Genomic DNA, 22877 nt, shown 5'->3' with positions numbered 1-22877 from the left:
CGGTTTGCCAGGAGCCCACCTGGTTACCCGGGAACGGCTCTGCGCACTGGGACTCACGTCGTCAGCCCGGCAGCATGACCTGAACTTGGTCCGTACTGTGTCTTGACGTGGGAAGTTGCTGCTCTATGCGGATGCTCCATGTGTACGTGAGGGTGGCTCGACAGCAGATGTCAGTTCGTCCAGGGTCGGCGGGTTCGCCCCGGGGCGCTGCACGGTGATCGCCGCTGCTGTGGCTGCGGTGCGTCCGAGTTGCTCCATGACGGTGGGGGCGAAGCCTTCGGTGCCGCGGGTGAGGAGGCCCATGATGAGTGCGGCCATGAAAGAGTCACCGGCGCCTATGGTGTCCGTGACCGTGGCTTTGACGGCGGGGATGGTGATGCGTGCGTCCGCGGAGGTGAACTGGGACCCTTCGGCTCCCTTGGTGATCACTGCCAACCCGGCGCCCAGTCGGAGGATGTGGTCAGCGGTTTCCTCCAATGTTCGCCGGGGGTAGAGCCAGCGGGCGTCCTCGTCGCTGAGTTTGACGACGTCGGTCAGGGAGACGAGTTCTTCAAAGATCCCCTTCGCTTCGGCGTGGCTGCCGAGCAGGGAGGGCCTGATATTCGGATCGTAGGTGATGGTGGACTGCGTGTGGGCTTGTTCGAGCAGGGCTCTGACCGCACCGGCCCCGGGGTCCAGGAAGGTGGCTATGGAACCGGTGTGCAGAATTTTGGGAAAGCAGGCGGGCGTAGTTGTTGGCAGGTCCCAGTGGATGTCGAAGTCGTATGCGGCGGATCCGCCGGGTGCAAGGGTTGCGGTTGCTGTTGCCGTGCGGGTGAGGGATTTTGATCCGGGCAGGAGAGCTACTCCTGCCCGCCGGAGGTGGTCCTCTATCGATACTCCCCGGGCGTCGGGTGCGATGGCCGTAAGCAGGCCGGTATGCACGCCAAGACGTCCGAGTCCGTAGGCCACATTGGCGGGAGATCCGCCGGGATGCTCCACCTGGCTGTCCGGGGTGGTGACCACGTCGATCAGTGCTTCACCGACAACGACGGCGTCAAGGGGCTTCTGTGCTTCTTGGCGGGCTGCTTTGAGGTGTTCCATGCTTTGCCTCTCGGGGCAGGAGTCGGGGTCATTTGGCGGTCGTGGTCGGACTGCGGAAGGCGGCGCCGAATCGTGGGTCCAAGGTCTGGCTGTGAGTTTCAAGGGCGGCTAAGGAAGGACTCGACCTTGTCCGGGTCCCTCTCGACCACGGGGCCGAGGATCTCATCGGCTTCTGCGAGCAGCTTCGGGTCCAGCCTTGCCCCGGACGCCTTCGTGTTGTCGACGAGTTGTTCGGGGCGTGAGGCGCCGACAATCGCCGCGGACACGTTGGGGTTCTGCAGTACCCAGGCGACGGCGAATGCCGCCATGGACAGTCCGGCTTCCGAGGCCAGCGGCAGGAGTCGCTGGACGCGGGTGAGGATGTCGTGGCCAAGAAAGCGGTGGTCGTCCTTGAGTTTTCCGTCGGGGCCGCGGAAACGGGAGCCCTGTGGAACTGCTTGCCCGGGTGCGTATTTGCCGGTGAGGACTCCCTGGGCGAGGGGAGACCAGCAGATTTGTCCAATCCCCAGGTCCTCGCTGAGGGGGACAACCTGTGCTTCGATGACGCGCCAGAGCATGGAGTACTGGGGCTGGTTGGAGACGAGCTGAACGCCGTGTTCCTTTGCCAGGGCAGCCCCGGCGCTGATTTCGTCGGCCGTCCATTCGGACACTCCGATGTAGTGTGCTTTTCCGGCCCTGACGATGTCGGCGAAGGCCTGCATGGTCTCTTCCAGCGGCGTCTCGTAGTCGTAGCGGTGTGCCTGGTAGAGGTCCACGTACTCGGTCTGGAGCCGGCGAAGGGAGCCGTTCATTGACTCCATGAGGTGTTTGCGTGAAAGGCCGCGGTCGTTTCGGCCTTCCCCGGTGGGGAAGTAGACCTTGGTACAGATTTCAACGCTCTCGCGCCTGACCCCCGCAAGTGCCTCGCCGAGAGTTGATTCCGCCCGGGTCCCGGCGTATGCGTCGGCGGTGTCGAAGGTGGTGATTCCCAGGTCCAGAGCCTGCTGGACACAAGCGGTGGCGGTGTCCTGGTCGATTTGCTCCCCGTGGGTGTACCAGTTGCCGTAGGCGATCTCGCTGAGGTACATGCCGGACGAGCCAAGCTTGCGGTATTCCACTACGCGTTGTCCTGTCCGACGGCAACCAGCTGTAGTAGTGCCTCGGCTGAACCGTTGGCGGAGAACAGGGTGATGGCCGTTTGGGCCGGGTCCGGGAAGATCAACTCGGTAAGAGTCACGAGGCCGTCCTGCGCGAAGACCTCGACGGAGCAGTGGTCAATAAAGATCCGCAGCGAATAGGTACCGTCCAATGCCCGCAAGGGTGCTTTGCTGACAGAAGGAAATGCCGGGTGGAAGCCGGAGTCGCCGGAGTTCGTCCGGTCCAGCACCAGTTCGCCCGCTCCAGGGCTGATGCTGATCCGGGTGCCGGAGGACCCGGCCGCTCCGTCAGTTGCGCCACGGACCACGAGACCGAACTCGTCGGCCGTTCCGGGCGTAAAGGTGACGTGGACCAGCTGTACTGCTGCGCCGCCGTCGACCGCCACCGTCCCGCTCAGGGACACCCGCTGCGCCGGTCCGGGCAGCGACTCCGCGGTGCACTCGGGGGCTGGCTGTTGCACAAGCCGCGGCTGTCCGTCCACCATGGCCAGGGAAACTTCCCGGACAAGGCTCATGGGGCTGCGCCAGGGTGAGGTGGGAATCTGGTTGGCATATTGCCAGTTGTTCATCCAGCCGATCATGAGCCTGCGGCCGTCCGGGACGTTGCTGAAGGACACGGCAGCGTAGTAGTCCCGGCCCCAGTCCAGCCACTGGTACTGATCTACCAGCCCGGGGTCCTGCATGCCCTCGGTGAGGGTCGTTTCGGAACGGAAGCTCACGCCGTCGAACTCTCCCACGAAGTACTGTCCGGCGGAGCCCCCGTTGGGGCCGCCGGGATTCATGTTCACGGTAAGAACCCATTTTGTGGTCCCGGGAAGACCGTCGACCGGCAGCTCGAAGAGGTCGGGGCATTCCCAGATCCCGCCGGTGCCGTTTGCCGGACCGAATGTACTCAGGTATTCCCAGTTACGGAGGTCGTCGGAGCGGTAGAGAAGCACGGCGAAATCGTGGGCTTCGACGGCGGCCATCACCCAGTAGCTGCCGGCCGGGCCGTTGTAGCGGAAGACTTTGGGGTCGCGGAATTCGGGGGAGTTCCTGGTCAGGACAGGGTTGCCCGAATATTTGGTCCAGGAGTAGCCGCCGTCGATGCTCCAGGCGAGGGACTGGGCCTGGATGCCGGGGTGGGCCGAACCGGGCTTGTAGGCACTGGTGTAGATGGCCACCAGTGGGGCAACGCCTCCCACGCCGAAACCAGAGGAATTCCCATGGTCCACCACGATGCTGCCCGAAAAGATCTCCTCGATGTCGTCACACGGGAGGGCGACCTGATGCTCTTCCCAGTTGACGAGGTCGGTGGAGGTGGCGTGCCCCCATGACATGTTGCTGTGGATGTTCCCGAAGGGATTGTTCTGGTAGTAGAGGTGGTAAATGCCCTCATGGAAAACCAGGCCGTTGGGATCGTTGAGCCAGGTGTCCTTGGCCGTGTAGTGCATCGCAGGGCGATAAGCCTCAAGGGTGGGCGCAACGGTGTTCATGGAGCAGGTCTCATTTCATGGATGTGGCCCGTTCGCGTGGGGCCGGAAGATTTTATTGGGGGCAGGCCGGGGACCGGGCACGGACGTTCCGTGCCCGGTCCGCTGTGGGAAATCAGATGGTCAGGAGTTGTTCTTGAACCGGTCGTATGCCTGCTGGTAAACGTCGATCATTGTGTCGACGCCGACGTTCTTCAGCTGCGAAACGTAGCCGTCCCACTCCTGGTCGATGCCGCCGGAGACAATCCATTTAGCAGTGTTCTGCTTCACGAGAGTGGCAACGTCGGTCTCAATGGTGCTGATCTGCTGGAGCTCTTCGTTGGAGAGCGCCACTGGCGGGTATCCATCGTTGGCGGCGAACGGCTTGTAGTTTTCTTCAACCGTCTTCTGCCGTTCAGCGGCCCGGGGCTCGGGCGCTACGACTTTCTGGAAGTTTTCTGCGGTGTTGGCCTTAGGGCCTCCCGGTGCCACTTTTTGGCGTCGTTCGCCTTCACTCGTACCGGCCGGCGCCGGAATCTGGGTCAGCAGGCCGGTTGCCGGGTCTTTCTGCAGGGTCTCGCCGATGGGGCCCCAGTTGGCCTGGGCTGACTGGATGGGGTCATAGAGGTTGTCGGCCCAGCGCATGGTCGCGGCGGGGTACTTATCGGCCCGGGTGATAGCGAAGGCTCCGCGGGCGATTTCCTGGTTGTTGGACTGGCTGGCCAGCCTCTTGCCATCCACCCCCTCGAGCACGGGCAGAAGTTTGTAGTCGCCGGCGCGGTCAGCACCGACCATTTCCTTGATTTCCCACCAGACGAAGGAGCCGAGGTTTTCTGTTCCGGCCTTTCCCTTGGCCAGGTAGGCCTTGTCATCCTGCGAGAAGGATTCGGGATCGATCAGGCCTTCCTGGTACCACTGGTGCAGGGTCTGGATTGCTTTCTTGTAGCCGTCCTGGGTGGCCGTGTAGATGACTTTGCCGTCCTGGACGATGCGGTGGTCCATGTTGTCCGGAACGCCGCCAAGAGCTGCGATGAGGTCGACGATGTCCCCGCACCAGGAACTGGGCATGAAGCTCAAGGGGATGGTCTTGCCGGTGCCCGAGGCGTCCTTGGTTTTGAAGGCGAGCAGGGCGTCGTGCAGTTCGTTCACGGTCTTCGGCATCGGGATGCCGAGCTTGTCCAGCCATGCGGTATTGATGGCCATCTCGTTGGGGAATTGGACCAGGCCGAGTTCCTCGATGGAGGGCAGTGAGTAGATGTGGCCGTCCGATGAAGTGATGGCGGCCTTGATGTCCGGCCGCGCCGCGAGGAGTTTGGAAAGGTTGGGTGCGTTCTTCTCGATGAGGCCTTCGAGCGGAATGAGTGTGCCGTTTGCCGAGTAGGTGCCGATTTCGGCGTCGGTAAGGCCGCTGTTGAAAAAGGCGTCAGGGAGGTCGCCGCTGGCCAGGATCAGGTTCTTCTTTTCCTTAAAAACCGTCTCCGGGAGGTTCTGCCAGTCGATGTGGATGTTGGTGTCCTTTTCCCACTGCTGCACCAGGGTCATGGTGCCGTAGTCGGGAGCGAGGGCGGTCTTTGTTCCCGAGAACTTCAGGGTCAGCTGGTTCTTGACGATGGGGAAGCCGGTTTCCTGGAACCCGGCTTCTGCCGAGGAGTCCTTGATGTCGCCGGTTCCCTTGGAGTTGCCCGAGCATGCGGTGAACAGCATCGTTCCTGCCATGAGGGTGCCGAGGATGGCGAGTTTGCGGCTTGTAGCCATGGGTCGTTTCCTTTTCTGGTTTGCGGGGGAGGGGTGATAACGGCGGAAGGTGGGTACCGCCGTCGGTCATTTGCGTCTGGTTCCGGGGCCTAGCTCTTGACGGCGCCGATCATGGTGCCTTTGGTGAAGTGTTTTTGCATGAAGGGCAGCGCAATCATCAGCGGCAGGCTCGAGACGACGATCATGGCGTACTTGGTCAGCTCACCGATGCGCTGCGCGGCGGCGTAGGACTCGATGTCGCCGCCGGTGGTGCCGGCGGAGGAGACATCGGACTGGATGAGGATGTTTCGCAGCACGAGCTGCAGGGGGTATTTAGTGTCGTCGTTGAGGAAGATCAAGGCGTCAAAGAACGAATTCCAGTGCGCCACCACATGGATCATGATCATGAGCATGATGAGCGGCTTGGACAGGGGGAGCACCATCTTGAAGAAGAAGGTGAAATCGTTGGCGCCGTCCATCTGGGCAGCTTCCCGGAGCTCCCCGGGGATGGTGTTCTCGAAGAATGACCGGGCGATAATCAGGTTCCAGACTCCGACTGCCCCTGGCAGCACGACTGCCCAGACGGTGTCCAGCATGCCCAGGTCCCGCACTACCAGGTACTTGGTGATCAGACCGCCGTCGAAGAACATGGTGATGACGAAGAGCAGCATCAGGAACTTCCTGCCCGGCATGTCCTTGCGGGACAGCGCGTAGGCACCGAACAGGATAGTGGTCACGCTGATCGCTGTCCCCAGGACCGTATAGATGACCGTGTTGCCCAGGCCATTCCAGATCCGGCTGTCTGCGAGGATCCGATGGTATCCCTCCAGCGTGACCCCGGAGGGGAAGAGCCATACTTTGCCTTCGTAAACGGCGTTGGGATCGCTGATAGAGGCGATGACGATGAAGTACAAGGGATAGACGACGGCGACGATGGACAGCGTCAGGATGGTGACGGACGCGATGTTGAAGGCGGAGTCGGCCCATTTGTCGCGGAACGACGTCGTCCGCTGGCGAGGGGGTTGGGGTTGATTGACGGGGGCCGGGGCGGCCACGGCTTCGGTGTTCAGGGACATGACGGCATCACCACAGGGTTGCTTGGTTGGCCCGGCGCGCTACCCAGTTGAAGGTCAGCAGCAACACGAGGTTGAGGACGGAATTGAACAGGCCAATGGCGGCCGAGTAGCTGAACTGCGCCTGCTGCAGGCCAGCGTGGTAGACGTACGTTTGGATGATTTCCGACGTCGGCAGGTTCAGGTTTGTTTGCATCAGCAGGGCTTTTTCGAATCCCACGTTGAGCAGGTTCCCGATGGCGAGGATGAACAGCACCGTTATGACGGGCATGATGCCGGGCAGGTCGACGTGCCGGATGCGTTGCAGCTTGGAGGCGCCGTCAACCTTGGCGGCGTCGTGCAGTGCGGGGTCGATCCCGGACAAGGCAGCCAGATACACGATCATGGAAAAGCCCGCGTTTTGCCACACATCTGAAATGACGTAGACGGGCCGGAACCACTCCGGGGAGCCCATGAAGAACACCGGTTGGCCGCCTGCGAGTTGAATGGCGTTGTTGACCAGGCCCGACCGCGGGGAAAGCAGGACGAACATGATGCCCACAACGACCACCGTCGAGATGAAGGCCGGCGAATAGAGCACGGTTTGGGTGAACTTCTTGAACCGTTCGCTCTGGAGTTGGTTGACCAGGAGCGCGAGGATGATCGGAATGGGGAAGGCCAGCAGCAGGCCCAGGACAGCGATCCAGAGGGTGTTACCAACCACCTGGCTGAACTGGTAGGAGTTGACGAACCGAATGAAGTGCTGCAGTCCAACCCAGGGGCTTCCGGTGAATCCATCCACGGGGTTGTAGTTGCGGAAAGCTATTTGTACCCCGTACATCGGCCAATACTTGAAAACTGCGATGTAGAGGAGCGACGGGATTAGTAATACGTATAACTGCCACGCCCTCACCACCCTCTTCAGGCGCAGCGAAAAGGCCTTCCGTTGGCGCATGCGAGCCGGGGACGCCGGGGGCGCTGCCGGCGTGGGCCGAGCCAGGACGCGGCTCATGGCTTCTCCTTTGGATGTGTCACTGAGTTCCGTTCAATCAGCGGGCAGGTCATGAACTCGACCCGCCCGTCAGGTTCGGCGCCCTGCAGGATGAGGTCAACGGCACGGCGCCCCATCTCGACAAAAGGCAGCTCTAGAGTGGTGAGTCCCGGCCTCAGGTGCGGGGCCAGGGTCTCCTGGTTGTCGAATCCGACGATGGATACATCGCCGGGGATCGAAAGGTGCAGCTCCGCGGCGGCCTGGTAGGCGCCCCATGCGGTGCGGTCGTTCGCGCAGAAGATGGCGGTCGGGGGCTTGCCGGATGTCAGCAACTCCGTCGCATAGGTGAAACCGTCGTCTTCGTTGCCGGTGCCGAAGCGAACCAGCTCCGATGAAACCGGGATGCCGGCCTCGGTCATGGCCTTGGTGTAACCGTTGAAGCGTCCCACGGCTGCGGGGAGTTCACTTTCCAGGGTTTCGATGTTGATCATCGCTACCTGCGTATGTCCGGCTTCGATGAGGTGCCGGGTGGCGGTGTAACCCCCCAGTTCCTCATCCGGGGCGACGCTGGGAAGGCGCAGCTTTCGGTCCTGGGAATTCAGCACCACCGAGGGGACGGCCTCCAGTGCTTCAGGGACATCGAGCCGGCGGTGGTACATCCCCGCGTAAACGACGCCGGCAACCTTGTAGGAGAGCATGGAATCCAGCGACGCTGATTCCAGTGCCTTGTCTCCGCCGGTGTTCATGGTCAGCAGAAGCAAGCCGTCTTCCCATGCGCGTTCCTGTGCCCCTTCAATGATCTTTCCTGCAAAAGGTGTGGTGGCAACGGCGTCACCAAGGAACCCGATGATTCCGGAAATGCCTTCCCGGAGGGTTTTGGCGTGGGCGTTAGTACGGTAGCCAAGCTGCTGCACTGCGTCCTTCACCCGCTGGCGGGTTTCGTCCGAGAACCTGGAACCGGACGCTGAATTCAGGACCAGGGAGACGGTGGCCTGGGAAACTCCTGCGGCAGCCGCCACGTCATGCATGGTGGGTCCGGAGTGGGGGCGGGACCGGGCCATGGGCACCTCCTTGGGCCGTTAGTTATGCGTATCAGTTATTCGTATAACCGACAGAAAGAACAGTAACCTGCACCACACGGCGGCGTCAAGATGTTACTTATTCAGCCTGCCCGCGGGGTCCCAGTGTTTGCAGGGCATGGAATGTGGGAGGCGGCGTACCCATCCCAAGCAGGCCCGACTCTCATTTCTGTGTGCGTTGGCGGTAGTGCCGCGGGGTTTCTCCCGTGTCGTTGAGGAAGTGTCGGTTGAAATTGGAGAGGTTGGTGAAGCCGACTTCATAGCAAATGTCTGACACCGCCTTATCGCTGCGCTCGAGCAGGCGCCGGGCATGTGCCAGGCGCAGTTTCCGGACCAGGTCACTGAAGTTCTGGCCGGTGGCGCGCTTGAAGTACTTGGAAAAGGTGGGCTCCGGCATCCCCACTAGGGCAGCAGCCTCAGACATCCGGACGCTGCCGGAGTGATTGCTGAACACGTACTCCAGGACAAGGTCGACGACGGCGGCGGCCTGTCCGTCCAGCTGCGGCCTGAACCATTCTTCCGCGAGATACCGGCGGTCACCTTCCGGCGCCGCGGCAAGGAGTGCGAACAATTCAAACAGGTGCTGGAGGCGCTCCAGGCCGGTGGTCTGGCCCATGGCCTCAATGGCCACCGCCGCTGCCGCTGCGGTTTGTCCCAGGAATTCGATGCCACGCGCTGACTGTTCGAGCAACGGACGGACCTCGGCCAGCTCGGGGACCACGCCGGCCGCCTGCTCCACCCACTTCCCGTCGAACTGGATGACAGCGTCCCGGTTCTCCAGTACTTCGCCCGGCTCCAGGTCGCTGACCCAGTCGTGCGGCAGGCCAGACCCCACGATCGACACGTGGCCGGCCTCAAAGGTGCCGATGTGGTCGCCGACGATGAATTTTCCGGTGCCCTTGCGGATGAGGTGGATCTCGTACTCAGGATGGTAGTTCCACCGCGCCAGCGGGCTTGGGTAGCTGTGCTGGTGCCACCGCACCGAGTGGTTGGGATCCGGGGGAATCACTTCGCGGTTGGCCCGCATGCCCAGAAGCCTTTCGGCCAGCCGGGCAGTCGCTTCCTCGGCATCATCCACTGTGGCCATGGCAGTCTCCGTGTATCCGGTGGTTATGAATTTTGGACAGCATCCCCTCCGCCCTAACCAGCGTACCGGCTGATGAGGCTTATCGAATTGGAAAATAAGTATCAGAAACGGGCAACGGTGACGCTAGTTGTGGCACATCCCCCACACCTACTGTTGAGGAACAAGAGCACGCCACCGGGATCCCGGAAGCTGGCCGCACACCAGACCGGCACCCTGACGCAGCAGTCGGGTGCATCTGCCCTGAATCTTCCTGAAGAACAAAGGAGTCCTTAATGCGCCCGAAAACGCGCGCTGCCGTCCTGTCCGCCGGAGCCCTCTGCATCGCTCTGGGCGCCACGGCCTGCGCGGGTGCCGGCGGAGGCAATTCCGCCGGCAACCCCAACAGCATCAACGTCCTGATGGTCAACAACCCCCAAATGGAGGACCTGCAGAAGCTCACCGCAGACAACTTCACCAAAGAAACCGGCATCAACGTCAACTTCACGATCCTGCCGGAGAACGACGTCCGGGCCAAGATCAGCCAGGAGTTCTCCAGCCAGGCCGGTCAATACGATGTCGCATCGCTGTCCAACTACGAAATCCCGTTCTATTCCGCCAACGGCTGGCTGGCACCGCTGGACAGCGTGGCCAAGGACCCCGGCTTCGACCAGGCGGATATCCTCCCCGCCTACACTGCTTCCCTCACCGGTACGGACGGCAGGCTCTACGGCGAACCGTTCTATGGTGAATCGTCCTTCCTGATGTACCGGAAGGACATCCTCGAGGCCAAAGGTCTCACCATGCCCGACAAACCCACCTGGGACCAAGTGGCCGAAATCGCGGCGAAAGTAGACGGCGCAGCACCCGGCATGAAAGGCATCTGCCTGCGCGGCCAGCCCGGCTGGGGCCAGGTCTTCGCGCCCCTGACCACAGTGGTGAACACCTTTGGCGGCACCTGGTTCGACAAGGACTGGAATGCCCAGGTCAACAGCCCGGAGTTCACCGCCGCCACCGAGTTCTACACCAACCTGGTCCGCCAACACGGTGAAGCAGGAGCCGCCCAGGCAGGCTTCACCGAGTGCCTGAACAACATGAGCCAGGGCAAAACGGCCATGTGGTACGACGCAACCTCGGCCGCGGGTGCCCTTGAAGCCGACTCCTCTCCGGTCAAAGGCAAAATCGGCTACGCCCAGGCTCCCATTAAGGAGACCAAGTCCTCGGGCTGGCTCTGGACCTGGTCCTGGGCCATGCAGGCCGCCTCCAGGAAACAGGATGCCGCCGGGAAGTTCGTGGCCTGGGCCAGCTCCAAAGAGTACGAACATCTCGTGGCGTCCAAGCTCGGCTGGGCCAAAGTCCCCTCCGGCAAACGCGTCTCCACCTATGAAAATGCGGAATTCCAGAAGGCTGCCCCCTTCTTCACCGCGGAGCGGTTCGCCATCGAGAACGCCGATCCCAAGAACCCGGGCACCCAGCCGCGACCCGCCGTCGGAATCCAGTTTGTGGGCATCCCCGAGTTCGCTGCCCTGGGCACAAACGTTTCGCAGGGCGTCAGTTCCGCCATCGCGGGGCAGGGCACGGTGGCGGACGCTTTGGCCAAGGGCCAGGACGCCGCCCAAAAAATCGGCAACAAGTACAAGTAGCACCAACCGAACCGCAGGAGAATCCCATGACTACCGCAACGGCGCGTATCTCCCGACCGGGACACACCGCAGCCAAACCCATACGACGTGCGCCATCCCGTGAACGCGCCATGGCCTGGGCACGGCGTGCGCCGCTGCTCCCGGCCCTGATCTTCCTCATCGTGGTAACCCAGCTTCCTTTCGTGGTGACGTTGTTCATCTCGTTCCTGAACTGGAACAGCCTTAGCCCCAGCAAGACGGCCTTCGCCGGGCTGGAAAACTACATCACCGTCCTCACCGACCCGGACCTGCGGCAGGCGATCTTCACCACCATCGTCCTCACCGTCTCTGTGGTGCTCGCCAGCCTGCTCATCGGGCTGGGCGTGGCCCTGCTGCTGGACAAGAAGTTCCTGGGCAGGGGATTGGCACGAACCCTGCTGATCGCACCGTTCCTGGTGGTCCCCGTGGCTGCCGCGCTGATCTGGAAGCACGCCCTCCTGAACCCCGCTTACGGGCTGATAAACGGCATCCTCACCTGGCTCTGGTCGCTTTTCGGCAGCAGCGCTGCCCCGCAGCTGGACCTGCTGTCCCAAGCACCCCTCGCAGCCGTCGTCGTCTCCCTCGTATGGCAGTGGACGCCGTTCATGATGCTCATCCTGCTCGCTGGTTTGCAGTCGCGACCCATGGACACAGTGGAAGCGGCCCAAATGGACGGCGCCACACCTTGGGCGATCTTCCGGCACCTGACGCTGCCACATCTGCGCCAGTACCTGGAACTCGGCGGTCTGCTCGGCGCCATCTACATCGTGCAGAACTTTGACTCCGTCTTCACCCTCACGGCGGGCGGCCTGGGCACCGCCAACCTGCCCTACGCCATTTACCAGACGTTCTACTACGCCAACGAATATGGCCTGGCCTCCGCCGCCGGCGTCGTGGTGGTCATCGGCACCATCATCGTGGCGACCTTCGCACTCCGCACCGTCTTTTCACTCTTCAAGAAGGAGGCAGCACGATGAGCACCCATACCCCTGCTGCATCGCAGAGCACCCCACCTCGCCCCACAGCGCTGACCACCGGTAACCGCAAGCGCGGTAAAACGAGGATGGACCCCACGCGCAACAACACCGCTGCCGGTGTCGCTGCGTGGCTGCTGGCCCTGCTCTTTGCATCCCCCGTGGTGTGGATGATCCTGACCTCGTTCCACTCCGAGACGGATGCGGCCACCAATCCGCCGTCGATCGCGGCAAGCCTGACCTTGGACGCCTACCGGGAATTCTTCGGCGAGACGTCCGGCGTCAGCCCGTGGCCGTCCCTGATCAACTCCGCCACCGCATCCATCCTGTCCACGGTCCTGGTCCTGGTGCTGGCCATCCCCGCCGCCTACGCACTCTCCATCCGGCCGGTGAAGAAGTGGACCGATGTCATGTTCTTCTTCCTCTCGACGAAGATGATGCCCGTGGTGGCTGCGATCCTGCCGCTTTACCTGTTCGCCCGCACTGTAGGGGCACTGGACAATATCTGGTTCCTGATCCTGATGTACACCTCCATGAACCTGCCCATCGCGGTGTGGATGATGCGGTCCTTCCTCGCCGAAGTTCCCGAAGAAATGCTGGAGGCGGCCCAAATCGACGGCGCCAACCTCCTGCTGATCCTGCGCAAGGTCATCGCCCCGGTCGCGATGCCGGGCATCGCCGCCACCGCCCTGATCTGCTTCATCTTCAGCTGGAACGAACTGCTCCTTGCCCGCGTCCTCACCGGCGTCGTGGCGGGCACCGCCCCGGTCTTCCTGACCGGCTTCGTGTCCGGGCAGGGATTGTTCCTCGCCAAAGTCTGCGCGGCCGCCGTCGTCATTTCCCTGCCGGTGCTGTTCGCCGGTTTTGCCGCCCAGGACAAACTCGTCCAGGGCCTCTCCCTGGGCGCTGTCAAGTAACGTGCACGCCGCTTTCGAAAGGATCGCTCCGATGACAACTCCCACAACCCGGTTCCGCCCCCACGCCCACGCGAAACTGCCCGCGACCATGCGGGCCAGCGTCCTGAAGAGCCAGGGCGACATGTCCATGGAAACCTTGCCGCTCCCGCAACCCGATGCGGACCAGGTACTGGTGCAGGTGGCCGCCGTCGGTGTCTGCGGCAGCGACGTCCACTACTACGAGCACGGCCGGATCGGCCCTTACGTTGTGGACCACCCGCTCATCCTGGGCCACGAACTCTCCGGCCGGATCGCCGCCGTCGGCAGCTCCGTTGACCCCGCCCGCATCGGCCAGCGCGTCGCCGTCGAACCCCAACGGCCTTGCCGTACGTGCAAGCAGTGCAAGGCCGGCCGCTACAACCTGTGCCCGGACATCGAGTTCTACGCCACCCCGCCGGTCGACGGCGCGTTCGCCGAGTACGTGACCATCCAGTCGGACTTTGCCTACGACATCCCGGACAGCGTCAGCGACGAGGCCGCCGCCTTGATCGAACCTCTCTCCGTGGGTCTCTGGGCTTGCGAACGCGCCGGGATCAAGCCCGGCAGCAGGGTCCTGATCGCCGGAGCCGGGCCCATCGGCATTATCGCCGCCCAGGCCGCCCGCGCCTTCGGCGCCACCGAAATCTACATCTCCGATATCGCCGAGGACCGGCTCGCGTTCGCCCTCCAGCACGGCGCCACGCGCGCGCTCAACGCGAAGACCGACAGTGTGGAAGGGCTCGACGTCGATGCGTTCATTGACGCCTCCGGCGCACCCCAGGCGGTCCGCGCCGGGATCAAGGCAGTGGCACCCGCCGGCCGCGTCATCCTGGTGGGGCTCGGAGCTGACGACGTGGAGCTGCCCGTCTCCTACATCCAGAACCGGGAGATCTGGCTCTCTGGCGTTTTCCGCTACACCAACACCTGGCCGCTGGCCATCCAGCTGATTGCTGACGGGAAAGTGGACCTGGACATCCTGGTCACCGGCAAATTCAACCTCGCCCAGTCAGAAGAGGCACTTAAGGCCGGCAAGCAGCGTGGACAGCTTAAAGCCGTGGTCTACCCGGGCCGCTAGATCCATGCTCCCGGGACTGATGAAGAGAACTGCGAGGAAGCAAGCCATGACCGATACCGGACCCACACCTGCGCGCCTACCGGCTGAACGGGGAGCCATCGTCACCGTCATTGGTGAATCGCTCGTCGACGTCATCCGGGAAGCCGGACGGACAACTCCGGCCCGGGTCCACGCGGGCGGGAGTCCCCTCAACGTCGCAGTCGGGGTGGCCCGCTTGGGCTTTGCCAGCAATTTGGTGACGCACTACGCCGATGATCAGTACGGTCTCATGATCGAAGAGCACCTCCAGTCCAACGGCGTCGCGGTGATCAGGGGCGGCAGCGCACCGACGTCGACGGCCACCGCAACGTTAGGTGCCCGCGGTGCCGCCGCTTATGCGTTCGACATCAGCTGGGACCTGGCGGGGGCAACACTGCCTGCGTTGGCCGCCGTCGAGACTTCCTCCCATGTGCACGCAGGATCAATTGGGGCTCTACTGGGGCCAGGGGACCAGGCCGTCCTTGGCCTTCTCGAGGCGGCGGGGGAGGGGGCAACGATCAGCTACGACCCCAACTGCCGGCCGGCCATCAGCCCTGATGTCACCGCAGCTCGTACACGGGCGGAACGGTTTGTGGCGGCCAGCGACATCGTTAAGGCCAGCGACGAAGACCTGGCCTGGCTGTACCCCGACCGCAGCCCGGAGGAAAGCCTTGCAGCCTGGCTGGAACTGGGACCGTCCATTGCAGCCCTGACCCGGGGCGCCGCTGGCCCGGTCATCATCACCCGGCGCGCGCGCATTGAAATGCAAGCAGAACCCGTCACCGTGGCTGACACCGTGGGCGCCGGCGACTCTTTCATGGCCGCTGTCATCGCCGGCCTTGCCCAGCTCGGAACGCTTGGGGCAGCCGGAAGACAACGCCTGCAGACGCTGGGCACGGACGAGCTCCATGCCCTGGCCGCATATGCCAACCGGGCCGGCGGGATCACCTGCTCCCGGCCGGGAGCCGACCCTCCCCATACCACTGAACTGGGACCGCTGTCCGCCGCAGCACCAGTGCGGTGACTTCACCCTCCAGGACACATCCACACAGAATTGCGGCCAGTCATAGATAAGGAACCATCTTTCGTGAACTCCGAGCAGCTACAAACCCCCGCACTGAAGGTCGGTGTCGTCGGCATCGGCTGGGCAGGCCAACAGCATTTGAAGGCCTACAGCAGCATCCACGGTGTTGAGACCCTCGCCGTGGCGGGGATGGAAGAGGAGCCCCCTGGCTGAGATTGGCATCCACGTCCTCGACTACGCGCACCACCTGCTGGGCGAACCAAAGGTCCTGAGTGTCTCGGCGACCATCCACGCGGAGCTGTCGGCCAGCCCACGATCTTCACCGGCAAAGACGGGCAGAACGCCGACTACATTCCCGAAGCCCAGCCGGGCCTGGGTCTGGGCGCCATACGTGACGGTCAAGCCCCGTCACCATCGTTCGAGGAGGGGTTGCAGGTCCAGCGGGTCTTGGCAGCCATCGAGGAATCAGCGGCCGCAAAATCGATTGTCGTTCAGATCTGAAAGAGCAGGCAACCGCGCCCGACCCGGCGGCCGTGGCCGTACGGACAGCGGGACAGGGCAAAGAGAGGGAGAGCGGGGCATGTATCCATGCGCCGCTCTCCCTTGGTGTATCTAGTTCTTTCAGCCGGGCAGGAGCAGGAGCGCGTCACCGATGGGGCGTTCGCCGGTGGCGTCCGACGGTGAGTTCATGACCTGGCCACCCTCGACCATGGTGGTGGATCCGCCGCCGTCGAGGTTCATGGCGTTGACCATGCCGAGCGATTTGGCCACGTCTGCTTCCTCGTTCAGGCTCAGGCCCAAGGAGGTGGTTTGGCGGCCGTCGGCGGTGACCAGCAGGGTCCGGCCCTGGGCGTCCACGCCGGCGAAGGTGCGGGGGTTGCGCTTGTGGACCCAGCCGTAGAAGAAGCTGTTGCTGTCGTTGGTCCGGACCATGCCGTCGCGCTTGGCGGTGACGTCCAGCTGGCCGTTCCGGACCAGAGTCGGGCCGCCGTTGACAACGTCCGTAGTCGGCGTGGTGGTCAAGGTTTTGCCATTTTCGGTGAGCAAGTCCGTGTCGACTTTCAGCTTCTTGCCGGGCACGGCCATGGCGGCGAGCTTGTCGACGTCCGAACCGATGGCCTGCAGGGTCTGGCCGCCGGCGGGGACGGCGCTGCCGCGGGTGGGGTTGACCGCGGTGACGGTGCCCTGCGCGTCCAGGACGGCCTCGAGTCCGGGGCCGGCCGGGGTGGTGGGGCCGTACTCGGGGGTGAAGGCGACGATTTCGTTGGCGTCCGTGCAGGTGAAGTCGTGCAGCGGAAGGTTGGTCGGGGTGTCGTCGGTGCCGCCGCAGTTGCGGATGAGCCCGGGCACGCGGTCGATCCCGTGCAGGGGGAGTTCTGCCGAGCCGGGCGCGGTGACGGTGCCGTGCCAGTGCAGGCGCTCGATAGTGGTGCCGTTCTTGTCCAGGACCAGGGAAGGCCGGTCGCCGACGGGTTCGCTGAGGACCTTCCCGTCGTGGACTGCGGCTCCGGCTGGGTCCCCTGGGGCGCCTGCTGCCGGGTCCATGGTGAAGAATCCGCCGTTCACCGCTGCCAGCGCACCGGAAGCAGCGGAGAGCTGGCTTGTCGCTTCGCGGTCTTCGAGGTTGGGGCCGAAGGAGGAGGTGAGGTCTCCGTGGAATTCCTTCGGGTCAATGGTGAGGACCTGCAGGTTCCAGGGGCCGCGGTCGTCCTCGCTGGTACCGGCATCGCCGTCCCAGCCTGTGTAGATCACCGAGGCTTTGTAGCCGGTGGCCTTGATCTGGTCGACGGTGGGGGAGCCGTCGGCCTTGGACCCGAACTGGCCCACGCGGACCCGGTAGCCGAGGTCGCCGCCGGCGTCGGCCAGCTGGGGTGACTGGACGTGTTCGACCCGGGCAGTAAGGCCGGCGGCGTTGAGCTTGGCGGCGACCATCTGGGCCTGCGACTGGGTGGACAGCGCGGAGGCGGGGGCGTCAGGGTCCGGCGACGTGGATGGGACCGCGACTTCGGCGGTCCAGAAGAAGTCCTGGTTGGGGGTGCCGCGGGTGATTGTGGTCCGGGTCAGGCCCGGGGCCAGGGTGGTTACGTTGCGGGTCTCGGGGAGGTCCTTGGCGCCGAGGTCCAGGTGGGTGGACGACGGCGCGGCGGCCTTCTGATCGGGAGCCGGTGCCGTGGGTGCCGCGGTGGAGGGGCCTGCGGGGGTGAGGAAGGCGAAGGGGAGGGACACGGCCAGTGCGGTGATGACCGCACGGCGGTGACGCTGATTGGGGGTGATCATGGTTACCGACATTAGGGTGCCTCGAAGTCAGAGCGGGCTCCCACGCGCCGGGGTTAAACATGCTTTCGGCAAGTGTTCATCACGCGTTGGGAAGACCGTGTCCGGATGTTCCGTGCGGCTGTGACGCCGATGAAGTTCCTCGACTCCCCACGCGGCCCCACGCGTCGGCACAGATGGTGTTGATTTCGATGAGTTCCTGGCCGGGGCCAGCGCCGCCCTTCGGTGTCGGCTCGACGGGCCGTCCGCTTTTGTAGTGGTTGGTCCAAAGATCACCGGCATGGTGGTGGCCTCGCTACAAAAAGGCCGGAGGCAGGGCTGTGTAGCCTTCTTCGCAGGACCCCGTCCAACACCACAGGAGGAACCATGACCCGACCGGCGACGCCGAGCCCGGCCCCGTCCCAGTCCCCGGCCCAGGCACCTCGCCCCGCGGCCGGGACCGGACGCCGCACGACCCGCCGGATATGGGATGCGCAGTCACTGGCCCTTATTTCCGTGTTCGCCGCGTTGATCGCAGCCTCGGCGATCGTCCCGGGCATCCCTGTCGGCGGCTTCGGGGTGCCCATCACCCTGCAGACCCTGGCCATCATGGTGACCGGCCTCGTCCTGGGCGGACCGCGTGCCGCAGCCGCGGTAGCGCTGTACCTCCTCCTGGCGTTCGCTGGCCTGCCGATCTTCTCCGGCGGCCGGGCGGGACTGCAGGTCCTCGCCGGCGGATCGGCCGGATACATCGCGGGGTTCATCCTCGCCGCCCTGCTTGTCGGCATGGCCGCGGAGCAGGTCATCCGGCGCGTCCCGGCCAAGCGGCGCGGCCTCTGGTTCTTCCTCTCCGCCGTCGTGGTTACCGTGGTGGCATCACACCTGCCCGGCGTGCTCGGCATGATGGTCAACCTCAAGCTGTCGTGGCCGGCTGCCTTCGCCAGTGACCTGATCTTCTACCCGGGCGACATTGTGAAGGACGCGGTGGCGTCCGCAGCAGCGGTGGCCGCGCACCGAGCCTTCCCGGACATCCTCGTGCGCCGGGTGAAGTGAGCGGGGCCGGACCCATGATGATCTTCGGCAGGACCGTGGACGACCAAACCCGCTGCATTCACTACCACACCCAGGAAGACGTGATAGCGATCAAGTTCAAGTGCTGTCGTCGGTACTATCCCTGCCATCTATGCCATGAGGAGGCAGATCACCGGGCCCAAACGTGGCCGCGGAACGAGTGGTCCGAGCCGGCAGTTCTCTGCGGTGTCTGCAAAGGTGAGATGTCCATCCATACCTATCTGGCAACCTCATCGTGCCCCTACTGCGGCGCGCGTTTTAACGAACGGTGTGGCGCCCACACGCACCTGTACTTCCAAACGACGTAACGCCGGGCAACCGGGATGGATTCAAATCTGGCGACTCATCTGCGAGAGGGCCATGATGCAGATCCCGCCGCCAAGCAGGATGAAAATCCCGAGGCCAAAAAGCAGACCCGCGCCCAGTCCGGACGTAGGTGGCCTGACCGCGAGCACAACGGCAAGGGCCAAATAGACCCCGATGGGGATGAAGACTGCAGGTCCCGCGAGGAAGGTCTTGGCCAGCAGGTAGCCGAACAAGCCCAGTCTTGCCAGCAGGATCAGCCACCTGAGCGCATCAGCATTCACTGTCCGCCCTACGCTCCGTCTTGCCCGGCGACGCCAGTCAAAAGTTGACCGATCCACTACACGAAGCCCATGCAGGCCACGAAGATTCCAACTACGGCCACGTCAGCCATCAGCCACCTCGCCCATGACAAAGCCGTCACGTGCGCCGCGGTCGCCGGGCCGTTATCTCAGTCCCCGGCATTCCCCGTCTCCTGAGTCCTAGAATGGCGTCAAGGCTTGATCCCGCACCACTGACCGAAGGGTTCATCAGCGTGAGTAATGAAAATGTAACGCCGGCCGCCACCACGGCGGCCCGTACCCTGTTCCGTGCCGCGCTTGGCGGTGTGCTCGTCGCACACGGGTCGCAGAAACTCTTCGGTTGGTTTGGCGGCGGCGGTATTGAGGAGACCAGCAAGGGCATGGATGCCATGGGCTTCCGCCCTGCGAAGACCAGTGCCATGCTGGCTGGTCTCGGTGAAGCCGGTGCCGGGCTGGCGCTTGCCCTGGGGTTCGCCACGCCTGCGGCGGGAGCGGCCGCTGCTACCACCATGGGGGTGGCGGCCAGTGTGCACGCGCCGAACGGCTTCTTCGCCATGGACGGCGGCCTGGAATACCCCGCAGTGCTCGGGCTTGCGGCCACGTCCTTCGCGATCGGGGGACCAGGGCGGGTTTCCCTGGATGCCCTCACCGGTCATGTTTTGGACAGGCCGTGGATGCGGGCAGTCGCCGTCACTGCCATACCGGTGGCTATCGGTATCCAGATTTACCGTCGCCGCCAGGCGCTTGCTGCAGACCACACGCCTGCCTCGAGCGCCACGCCGGCGGAGGACGGGTCCTCTCAACCGTCCTGAACCAGCATGCCGGTGCGCCACGCCAGCCCCCTCCCTTCTCGCTGCGTGATCCGGCTGCAGTACTTATCAGGCAGCACGGCAGCCCGGTTGGCACTGGATTCTTGAAGGTCACGGCTACTCCTTGCGCGTCGTAGCCTCACCAAGGGTGGGCCGTCCCCGCCGGAGCTTTCCGGCAGGAATACCGGGCCAGGTCTGACCCTCGTTGTATTTGCGTTGGAGTCGCTTGACTTCCTCCATCGTCGCGGCAACCACGAGATCAGAGAGCGAGGCGTACCCTTCCCCGGGTCCGGCGGCCTGAAGGGCCGCCCGGACCTGGTCAGCCTGATCGGCGGTGAAATATGGGTTGATGTGGGCAGCCGATTTCGCCTTTGAAAATGAACACGTTCCCCACTCGGTCGCCCCCGCGGGGTTAGGTTTGGGGTGGCGTGTCCCCGGCTCTTGCTCGGAACGACGTACCACCTGGGCGGGCGGCGTATATTGCAGGGCGCGCATCGCTTCCCTTACTTTCTCGCGGGTATCCGGAGCGACAACGTCCGGCTGGTTGAGAACATTGGAAACGGTCGCCACTGAGACGCCCGCTGCCACGGCCACATCTGCCATGCGTGCTGTAGTCGGCAATTGGTCTCCATCGTGAGTTTTTGATTGAGAGCCGGTCGTAAGAACGGCCCGTAAGGCGGAGGACCCGAGTGTCCGGCCCTCCGCCTCCCGATGCTCCGACAAGTTAGCCCTTGCCGTCCTGCTTCGAGGCCTCAAGGAGGACCCGTACGTCCCAGGCCCCCAGCTCGATCTTGGTGAGTTTGGTCTTTTTCGCATCTAGCAGGTCGTCCATGGAAGCCGGCGCGGCAATCGTGGCTGGTTCCCAGCCCCAGTTGTGCACGAAGTGGAGACGGCCGCCGTCAGCACTTGTCGCGGAGTGGACGGTGACAGTCTCGGGCAAGTCTTCCCAGCCTGAGGCGTTTTCCGGGGCCAGCCAGCGCATCAGGTCCGCCGCAAGTTCCGTATTGGGCAACGTGCCGACGCTAGTGATCCTGCCGGCCCCCGCCGTCGTCGTGGTGATGGCAGGGTAGCGGCCGAATTGCGGATGGACGTAGAAGGCAAGGGCTGTGCCATTCTGCTGCTCGAGGTAGTCGATCCACTGGGTCGCGAGGCTTCCCGTTGAAAGATGGAATCCTTCTGCCGCTTCCAGTTTGAGCGGGTCGGCGAGCTGCGAGAATTCCTGGTAGCTGACCCCTGCTTGTTCGGCGAGGCGGGAAGGTTTGGTTTCGAGCCGGGCCCGGGCTTCATGGTCCGCGTATGCGGTGCGCATTCCCAATACGAGGTGGCCGCCGGCTTCGGCGTAAGCCCGCAGCCAGTCCAGGAGTTCGTCGTCCGAAATGTACAGGCCCGCGGCAATCAGGACTGGCAGTTCCTTAGCCACGTGGGCAGGGTCCATTCTCTGGCCCTCCGTGCCGGTCATCTGGCGGTCGTGCAGGATCCGAACGGGAGTTCCCGCCCGGAAGGCACCCTGGTAGAAGGCTTCGAAGATCTTCTGGTAGGAGCGTTCGTCTCCCGTCATGGGCGGCTCGGACAGGAAGCAGGGCTGGCCGGCCAGGCCCCACTTGGAGTCGTTGGAGTAGATCATGCCCACTTTCGCATCCGGTGTGAGGCCGACCAGGGCTTTGTCTGCAGTTTTGAGCTCGGCTCCGAGCTGGGCAAGTTCCCGATAGACGCGTCCGGGTTTCTGGTCGTGTGGAAGGACACCAACCCAGTAGGTTTCAGCGCCGTAGTGGTTGGTGGCCCAATGCCAGTATTCGATCATTTCGGCGCCCCGCGAGATGAACGCATAAGCAGCCTGTCGCCACTGCCCATCAAACGCCGGGTACTGCATTGCTGACCCGCCGATTGCGCCTGCGTTGGTCTCGGTAACCAGGAAAGGTGCCTGTTTGGATGAGTACATACGGTCGCCGCTCTGGAAGAGCGTCCAGGCGCCGCTGGTCGCCCACCCCTGGGGTGAGCTTTTCGACGGCGGGATGGCGAACGCGTCCTGCATGGCGTAATAGGGGTTACCTGCCGTGACATCGAAATCCCGGGTCATGTCCTGATCGTGCTGCGAGGGACGGTCGTACGCGATGCAGGTGGTGACAAACTGCTCCGGGGTGGAGTACTCCCTCACGATGGCGGCCTGCCATTGAAGGAATTCGGTGGTGAGCCGCGCTTGAAACCGGCGCCAGGCCAGATCGTATTGCGGTTGGGCGTTGTTGTCCGGCGTCCAGAGGTCCGCCCACGTGGAGAGCTGATGGGACCAGTAGACCAGGCCCCATTCCTTGTTGAGGTTCTCCACCGTTCCGTACTGGTGCCGGAGTTCGTCTGTGAAGCGTTGGAAGACGCCGCGGTTGTGGAATGCGAGGAGGCCCGGCTCGTTGTCGACCTGGTAGCCGATTACCGCAGGGTGCGTCGCGAAGCGTTGGACGATTTTGCGGATGATCCGTTCGGCGTGGAATTTGAAAGCGGGATGGGTGTAGTCCACTTCCTGCCTGGCACCCCATCCCAGTTGCTGGCCGGTCTTCGGCTCTCCCGCGATTTCCGGGTAGCGGCGGGCAAGCCACATCGGAATGGCGTAGGTCGGCGTACCCAAGACCACGGAGATGCCGCGTTCGTGGGCTCCGTCCAGGACCGGGGCCATCCATTCCAGGGCAAATTTGCCGTCCTCGGGCTCCCATTGGGACCAGGTGGATTCACCAACGCGGATGACGGTCATGTTGGCCGCTGCCATGAGGTCGAGGTCCTGCTGGAGGCGGGGGGAGGGCTGGTATTCGTGGTAGTAGGCGGCGCCGAAGAGTACTTTGCGGGGTCGTTCAGTCATGGATTTTAACTTTCGTGG

Annotated in this window: 20 protein-coding genes and 2 pseudogenes; 10 read left to right on the top strand and 12 right to left on the bottom strand. The window is 63.7% G+C overall.

Annotated features, from left to right (window positions below):
- Positions 1 to 123: 123 nt before the first annotated feature.
- The 8 genes from MRBLMD1_RS11765 to MRBLMD1_RS11730 form a co-directional block, all read right to left on the bottom strand.
- Positions 124 to 1083: a PfkB family carbohydrate kinase gene (locus MRBLMD1_RS11765; protein ID WP_364399659.1), complete on the bottom strand. Its 960-nt coding sequence runs from the start codon at positions 1081 to 1083 to the stop codon at positions 124 to 126.
- A 98-nt stretch (positions 1084 to 1181) separates the two neighbouring features.
- A complete protein-coding gene (locus MRBLMD1_RS11760; RefSeq protein WP_364399657.1) occupies positions 1182 to 2180 on the bottom strand; it encodes an aldo/keto reductase family protein in 999 nt (332 codons plus the stop codon).
- On the bottom strand, positions 2180 to 3694 hold the full coding sequence (locus tag MRBLMD1_RS11755) for a glycoside hydrolase family 32 protein (RefSeq protein WP_364399654.1): 1515 nt from the start codon (positions 3692 to 3694) through the stop codon (positions 2180 to 2182). The genes MRBLMD1_RS11760 and MRBLMD1_RS11755 overlap by 1 nt, the downstream gene beginning before the upstream one ends.
- A 120-nt stretch (positions 3695 to 3814) precedes the next feature.
- Complete coding sequence (locus MRBLMD1_RS11750) at positions 3815 to 5425, bottom strand: ABC transporter substrate-binding protein (protein WP_364399651.1); 1611 nt, start codon at positions 5423 to 5425, stop codon at positions 3815 to 3817.
- A gap of 89 nt (positions 5426 to 5514) precedes the next feature.
- Positions 5515 to 6480, bottom strand: coding sequence for a carbohydrate ABC transporter permease (locus tag MRBLMD1_RS11745; protein WP_364399649.1), 966 nt, complete (start codon positions 6478 to 6480; stop codon positions 5515 to 5517).
- Positions 6481 to 6487: 7 nt separating this feature from the next.
- Positions 6488 to 7297: an ABC transporter permease gene (locus tag MRBLMD1_RS11740; protein WP_224025958.1), complete on the bottom strand. Its 810-nt coding sequence runs from the start codon at positions 7295 to 7297 to the stop codon at positions 6488 to 6490.
- Positions 7298 to 7464: 167 nt separating this feature from the next.
- Positions 7465 to 8508, bottom strand: a complete 1044-nt coding sequence (locus MRBLMD1_RS11735; RefSeq protein ID WP_307489906.1) for a LacI family DNA-binding transcriptional regulator — start codon at positions 8506 to 8508, stop codon at positions 7465 to 7467.
- Between the two features lie 181 nt (positions 8509 to 8689).
- Positions 8690 to 9613, bottom strand: a complete 924-nt coding sequence (locus MRBLMD1_RS11730; RefSeq protein WP_224025960.1) for an AraC family transcriptional regulator — start codon at positions 9611 to 9613, stop codon at positions 8690 to 8692.
- 272 nt (positions 9614 to 9885) lie between these two features.
- On the opposite strand from MRBLMD1_RS11730, the gene MRBLMD1_RS11725 reads away from it, so the two are divergent.
- The 7 genes and pseudogenes from MRBLMD1_RS11725 to MRBLMD1_RS11695 all read left to right on the top strand — a co-directional run.
- Positions 9886 to 11232 carry an ABC transporter substrate-binding protein gene (locus MRBLMD1_RS11725; protein ID WP_364399645.1) on the top strand — a complete coding sequence of 449 codons (1347 nt, stop codon included), beginning with the start codon at positions 9886 to 9888 and terminating at the stop codon, positions 11230 to 11232.
- A gap of 26 nt (positions 11233 to 11258) precedes the next feature.
- Positions 11259 to 12227, top strand: coding sequence for a carbohydrate ABC transporter permease (locus MRBLMD1_RS11720; protein ID WP_364399642.1), 969 nt, complete (start codon positions 11259 to 11261; stop codon positions 12225 to 12227).
- On the top strand, positions 12224 to 13141 hold the full coding sequence (locus tag MRBLMD1_RS11715; RefSeq protein WP_364399640.1) for a carbohydrate ABC transporter permease: 918 nt from the start codon (positions 12224 to 12226) through the stop codon (positions 13139 to 13141). Before MRBLMD1_RS11720 ends, MRBLMD1_RS11715 begins: the two co-directional genes overlap by 4 nt.
- A gap of 31 nt (positions 13142 to 13172) precedes the next feature.
- Positions 13173 to 14234, top strand: coding sequence for an NAD(P)-dependent alcohol dehydrogenase (locus tag MRBLMD1_RS11710; protein ID WP_364399637.1), 1062 nt, complete (start codon positions 13173 to 13175; stop codon positions 14232 to 14234).
- 46 nt (positions 14235 to 14280) lie between these two features.
- Positions 14281 to 15276, top strand: coding sequence for a carbohydrate kinase family protein (locus MRBLMD1_RS11705; RefSeq protein ID WP_275180008.1), 996 nt, complete (start codon positions 14281 to 14283; stop codon positions 15274 to 15276).
- Positions 15277 to 15339: 63 nt separating this feature from the next.
- A pseudogene (locus tag MRBLMD1_RS11700) lies at positions 15340 to 15477 on the top strand (gfo/Idh/MocA family oxidoreductase); the annotation flags it as partial.
- Between the two features lie 177 nt (positions 15478 to 15654).
- Positions 15655 to 15777: pseudogene (locus tag MRBLMD1_RS11695) on the top strand (gfo/Idh/MocA family oxidoreductase); the annotation flags it as partial.
- A 120-nt stretch (positions 15778 to 15897) separates the two neighbouring features.
- Here MRBLMD1_RS11695 and MRBLMD1_RS11690 read toward each other — a convergent pair.
- Positions 15898 to 17553, bottom strand: coding sequence for a phosphodiester glycosidase family protein (locus MRBLMD1_RS11690; RefSeq protein ID WP_364399631.1), 1656 nt, complete (start codon positions 17551 to 17553; stop codon positions 15898 to 15900).
- Positions 17554 to 17916: 363 nt separating this feature from the next.
- On the opposite strand from MRBLMD1_RS11690, the gene MRBLMD1_RS11685 reads away from it, so the two are divergent.
- Both MRBLMD1_RS11685 and MRBLMD1_RS11680 read left to right on the top strand, forming a co-directional pair.
- Positions 17917 to 18582 (top strand): biotin transporter BioY, encoded by a 666-nt coding sequence (locus tag MRBLMD1_RS11685; RefSeq protein WP_364399628.1) that lies wholly within the window; start codon positions 17917 to 17919, stop codon positions 18580 to 18582.
- A gap of 14 nt (positions 18583 to 18596) precedes the next feature.
- Positions 18597 to 18908 carry a CHY zinc finger protein gene (locus MRBLMD1_RS11680; RefSeq protein WP_224025966.1) on the top strand — a complete coding sequence of 104 codons (312 nt, stop codon included), beginning with the start codon at positions 18597 to 18599 and terminating at the stop codon, positions 18906 to 18908.
- Between the two features lie 21 nt (positions 18909 to 18929).
- Here the strand turns inward: MRBLMD1_RS11680 and MRBLMD1_RS11675 are convergent, their stop codons facing one another.
- Complete coding sequence (locus MRBLMD1_RS11675; protein WP_364399625.1) at positions 18930 to 19187, bottom strand: hypothetical protein; 258 nt, start codon at positions 19185 to 19187, stop codon at positions 18930 to 18932.
- A gap of 251 nt (positions 19188 to 19438) precedes the next feature.
- Here MRBLMD1_RS11675 and MRBLMD1_RS11670 point away from each other — a divergent pair, with 251 nt between their 5' ends.
- Positions 19439 to 20017 (top strand): DoxX family protein, encoded by a 579-nt coding sequence (locus tag MRBLMD1_RS11670; RefSeq protein WP_201302463.1) that lies wholly within the window; start codon positions 19439 to 19441, stop codon positions 20015 to 20017.
- A 114-nt stretch (positions 20018 to 20131) separates the two neighbouring features.
- On the opposite strand, the gene MRBLMD1_RS11665 is transcribed toward MRBLMD1_RS11670, so the two are convergent.
- Both MRBLMD1_RS11665 and MRBLMD1_RS11660 read right to left on the bottom strand, forming a co-directional pair.
- Positions 20132 to 20617, bottom strand: a complete 486-nt coding sequence (locus MRBLMD1_RS11665) for a ParB family protein (RefSeq protein ID WP_328699867.1) — start codon at positions 20615 to 20617, stop codon at positions 20132 to 20134.
- Positions 20618 to 20738: 121 nt separating this feature from the next.
- Entirely contained in the window at positions 20739 to 22859 is a 2121-nt protein-coding gene (locus MRBLMD1_RS11660; RefSeq protein ID WP_364399621.1) for a beta-galactosidase, read from the bottom strand.
- Positions 22860 to 22877: the final 18 nt, after the last annotated feature.

The organism is Pseudarthrobacter sp. LMD1-1-1.1 (genome assembly GCF_040676255.1).
Taxonomy (GTDB): Bacteria; Actinomycetota; Actinomycetes; order Actinomycetales; family Micrococcaceae; genus Arthrobacter.
Note: the sequence above shows the minus strand (reverse complement) of the source record. Positions and strands in the feature narration are given on the sequence as shown.

What these genes read in the sequence shown, in the direction of transcription:
- MRBLMD1_RS11740 (WP_224025958.1), bottom strand. Translation starts at nt 7,297, where the DNA reads ATGTACGGGGTACAAATAGCTTTCCGCAACTACAACCCCGTGGATGGA.
- MRBLMD1_RS11705 (WP_275180008.1), top strand. Translation starts at nt 14,281, where the DNA reads ATGACCGATACCGGACCCACACCTGCGCGCCTACCGGCTGAACGGGGA.
- MRBLMD1_RS11680 (WP_224025966.1), top strand. Translation starts at nt 18,597, where the DNA reads ATGATGATCTTCGGCAGGACCGTGGACGACCAAACCCGCTGCATTCAC.
- MRBLMD1_RS11685 (WP_364399628.1), top strand. Translation starts at nt 17,917, where the DNA reads ATGACCCGACCGGCGACGCCGAGCCCGGCCCCGTCCCAGTCCCCGGCC.
- MRBLMD1_RS11735 (WP_307489906.1), bottom strand. Translation starts at nt 8,508, where the DNA reads ATGGCCCGGTCCCGCCCCCACTCCGGACCCACCATGCATGACGTGGCG.
- MRBLMD1_RS11690 (WP_364399631.1), bottom strand. Translation starts at nt 17,553, where the DNA reads ATGATCACCCCCAATCAGCGTCACCGCCGTGCGGTCATCACCGCACTG.
- MRBLMD1_RS11755 (WP_364399654.1), bottom strand. Translation starts at nt 3,694, where the DNA reads ATGAACACCGTTGCGCCCACCCTTGAGGCTTATCGCCCTGCGATGCAC.
- MRBLMD1_RS11665 (WP_328699867.1), bottom strand. Translation starts at nt 20,617, where the DNA reads ATGGCAGATGTGGCCGTGGCAGCGGGCGTCTCAGTGGCGACCGTTTCC.
- MRBLMD1_RS11745 (WP_364399649.1), bottom strand. Translation starts at nt 6,480, where the DNA reads ATGTCCCTGAACACCGAAGCCGTGGCCGCCCCGGCCCCCGTCAATCAA.
- MRBLMD1_RS11720 (WP_364399642.1), top strand. Translation starts at nt 11,259, where the DNA reads ATGACTACCGCAACGGCGCGTATCTCCCGACCGGGACACACCGCAGCC.
- MRBLMD1_RS11660 (WP_364399621.1), bottom strand. Translation starts at nt 22,859, where the DNA reads ATGACTGAACGACCCCGCAAAGTACTCTTCGGCGCCGCCTACTACCAC.
- MRBLMD1_RS11750 (WP_364399651.1), bottom strand. Translation starts at nt 5,425, where the DNA reads ATGGCTACAAGCCGCAAACTCGCCATCCTCGGCACCCTCATGGCAGGA.
- MRBLMD1_RS11765 (WP_364399659.1), bottom strand. Translation starts at nt 1,083, where the DNA reads ATGGAACACCTCAAAGCAGCCCGCCAAGAAGCACAGAAGCCCCTTGAC.
- MRBLMD1_RS11715 (WP_364399640.1), top strand. Translation starts at nt 12,224, where the DNA reads ATGAGCACCCATACCCCTGCTGCATCGCAGAGCACCCCACCTCGCCCC.
- MRBLMD1_RS11725 (WP_364399645.1), top strand. Translation starts at nt 9,886, where the DNA reads ATGCGCCCGAAAACGCGCGCTGCCGTCCTGTCCGCCGGAGCCCTCTGC.
- MRBLMD1_RS11730 (WP_224025960.1), bottom strand. Translation starts at nt 9,613, where the DNA reads ATGGCCACAGTGGATGATGCCGAGGAAGCGACTGCCCGGCTGGCCGAA.
- MRBLMD1_RS11710 (WP_364399637.1), top strand. Translation starts at nt 13,173, where the DNA reads ATGACAACTCCCACAACCCGGTTCCGCCCCCACGCCCACGCGAAACTG.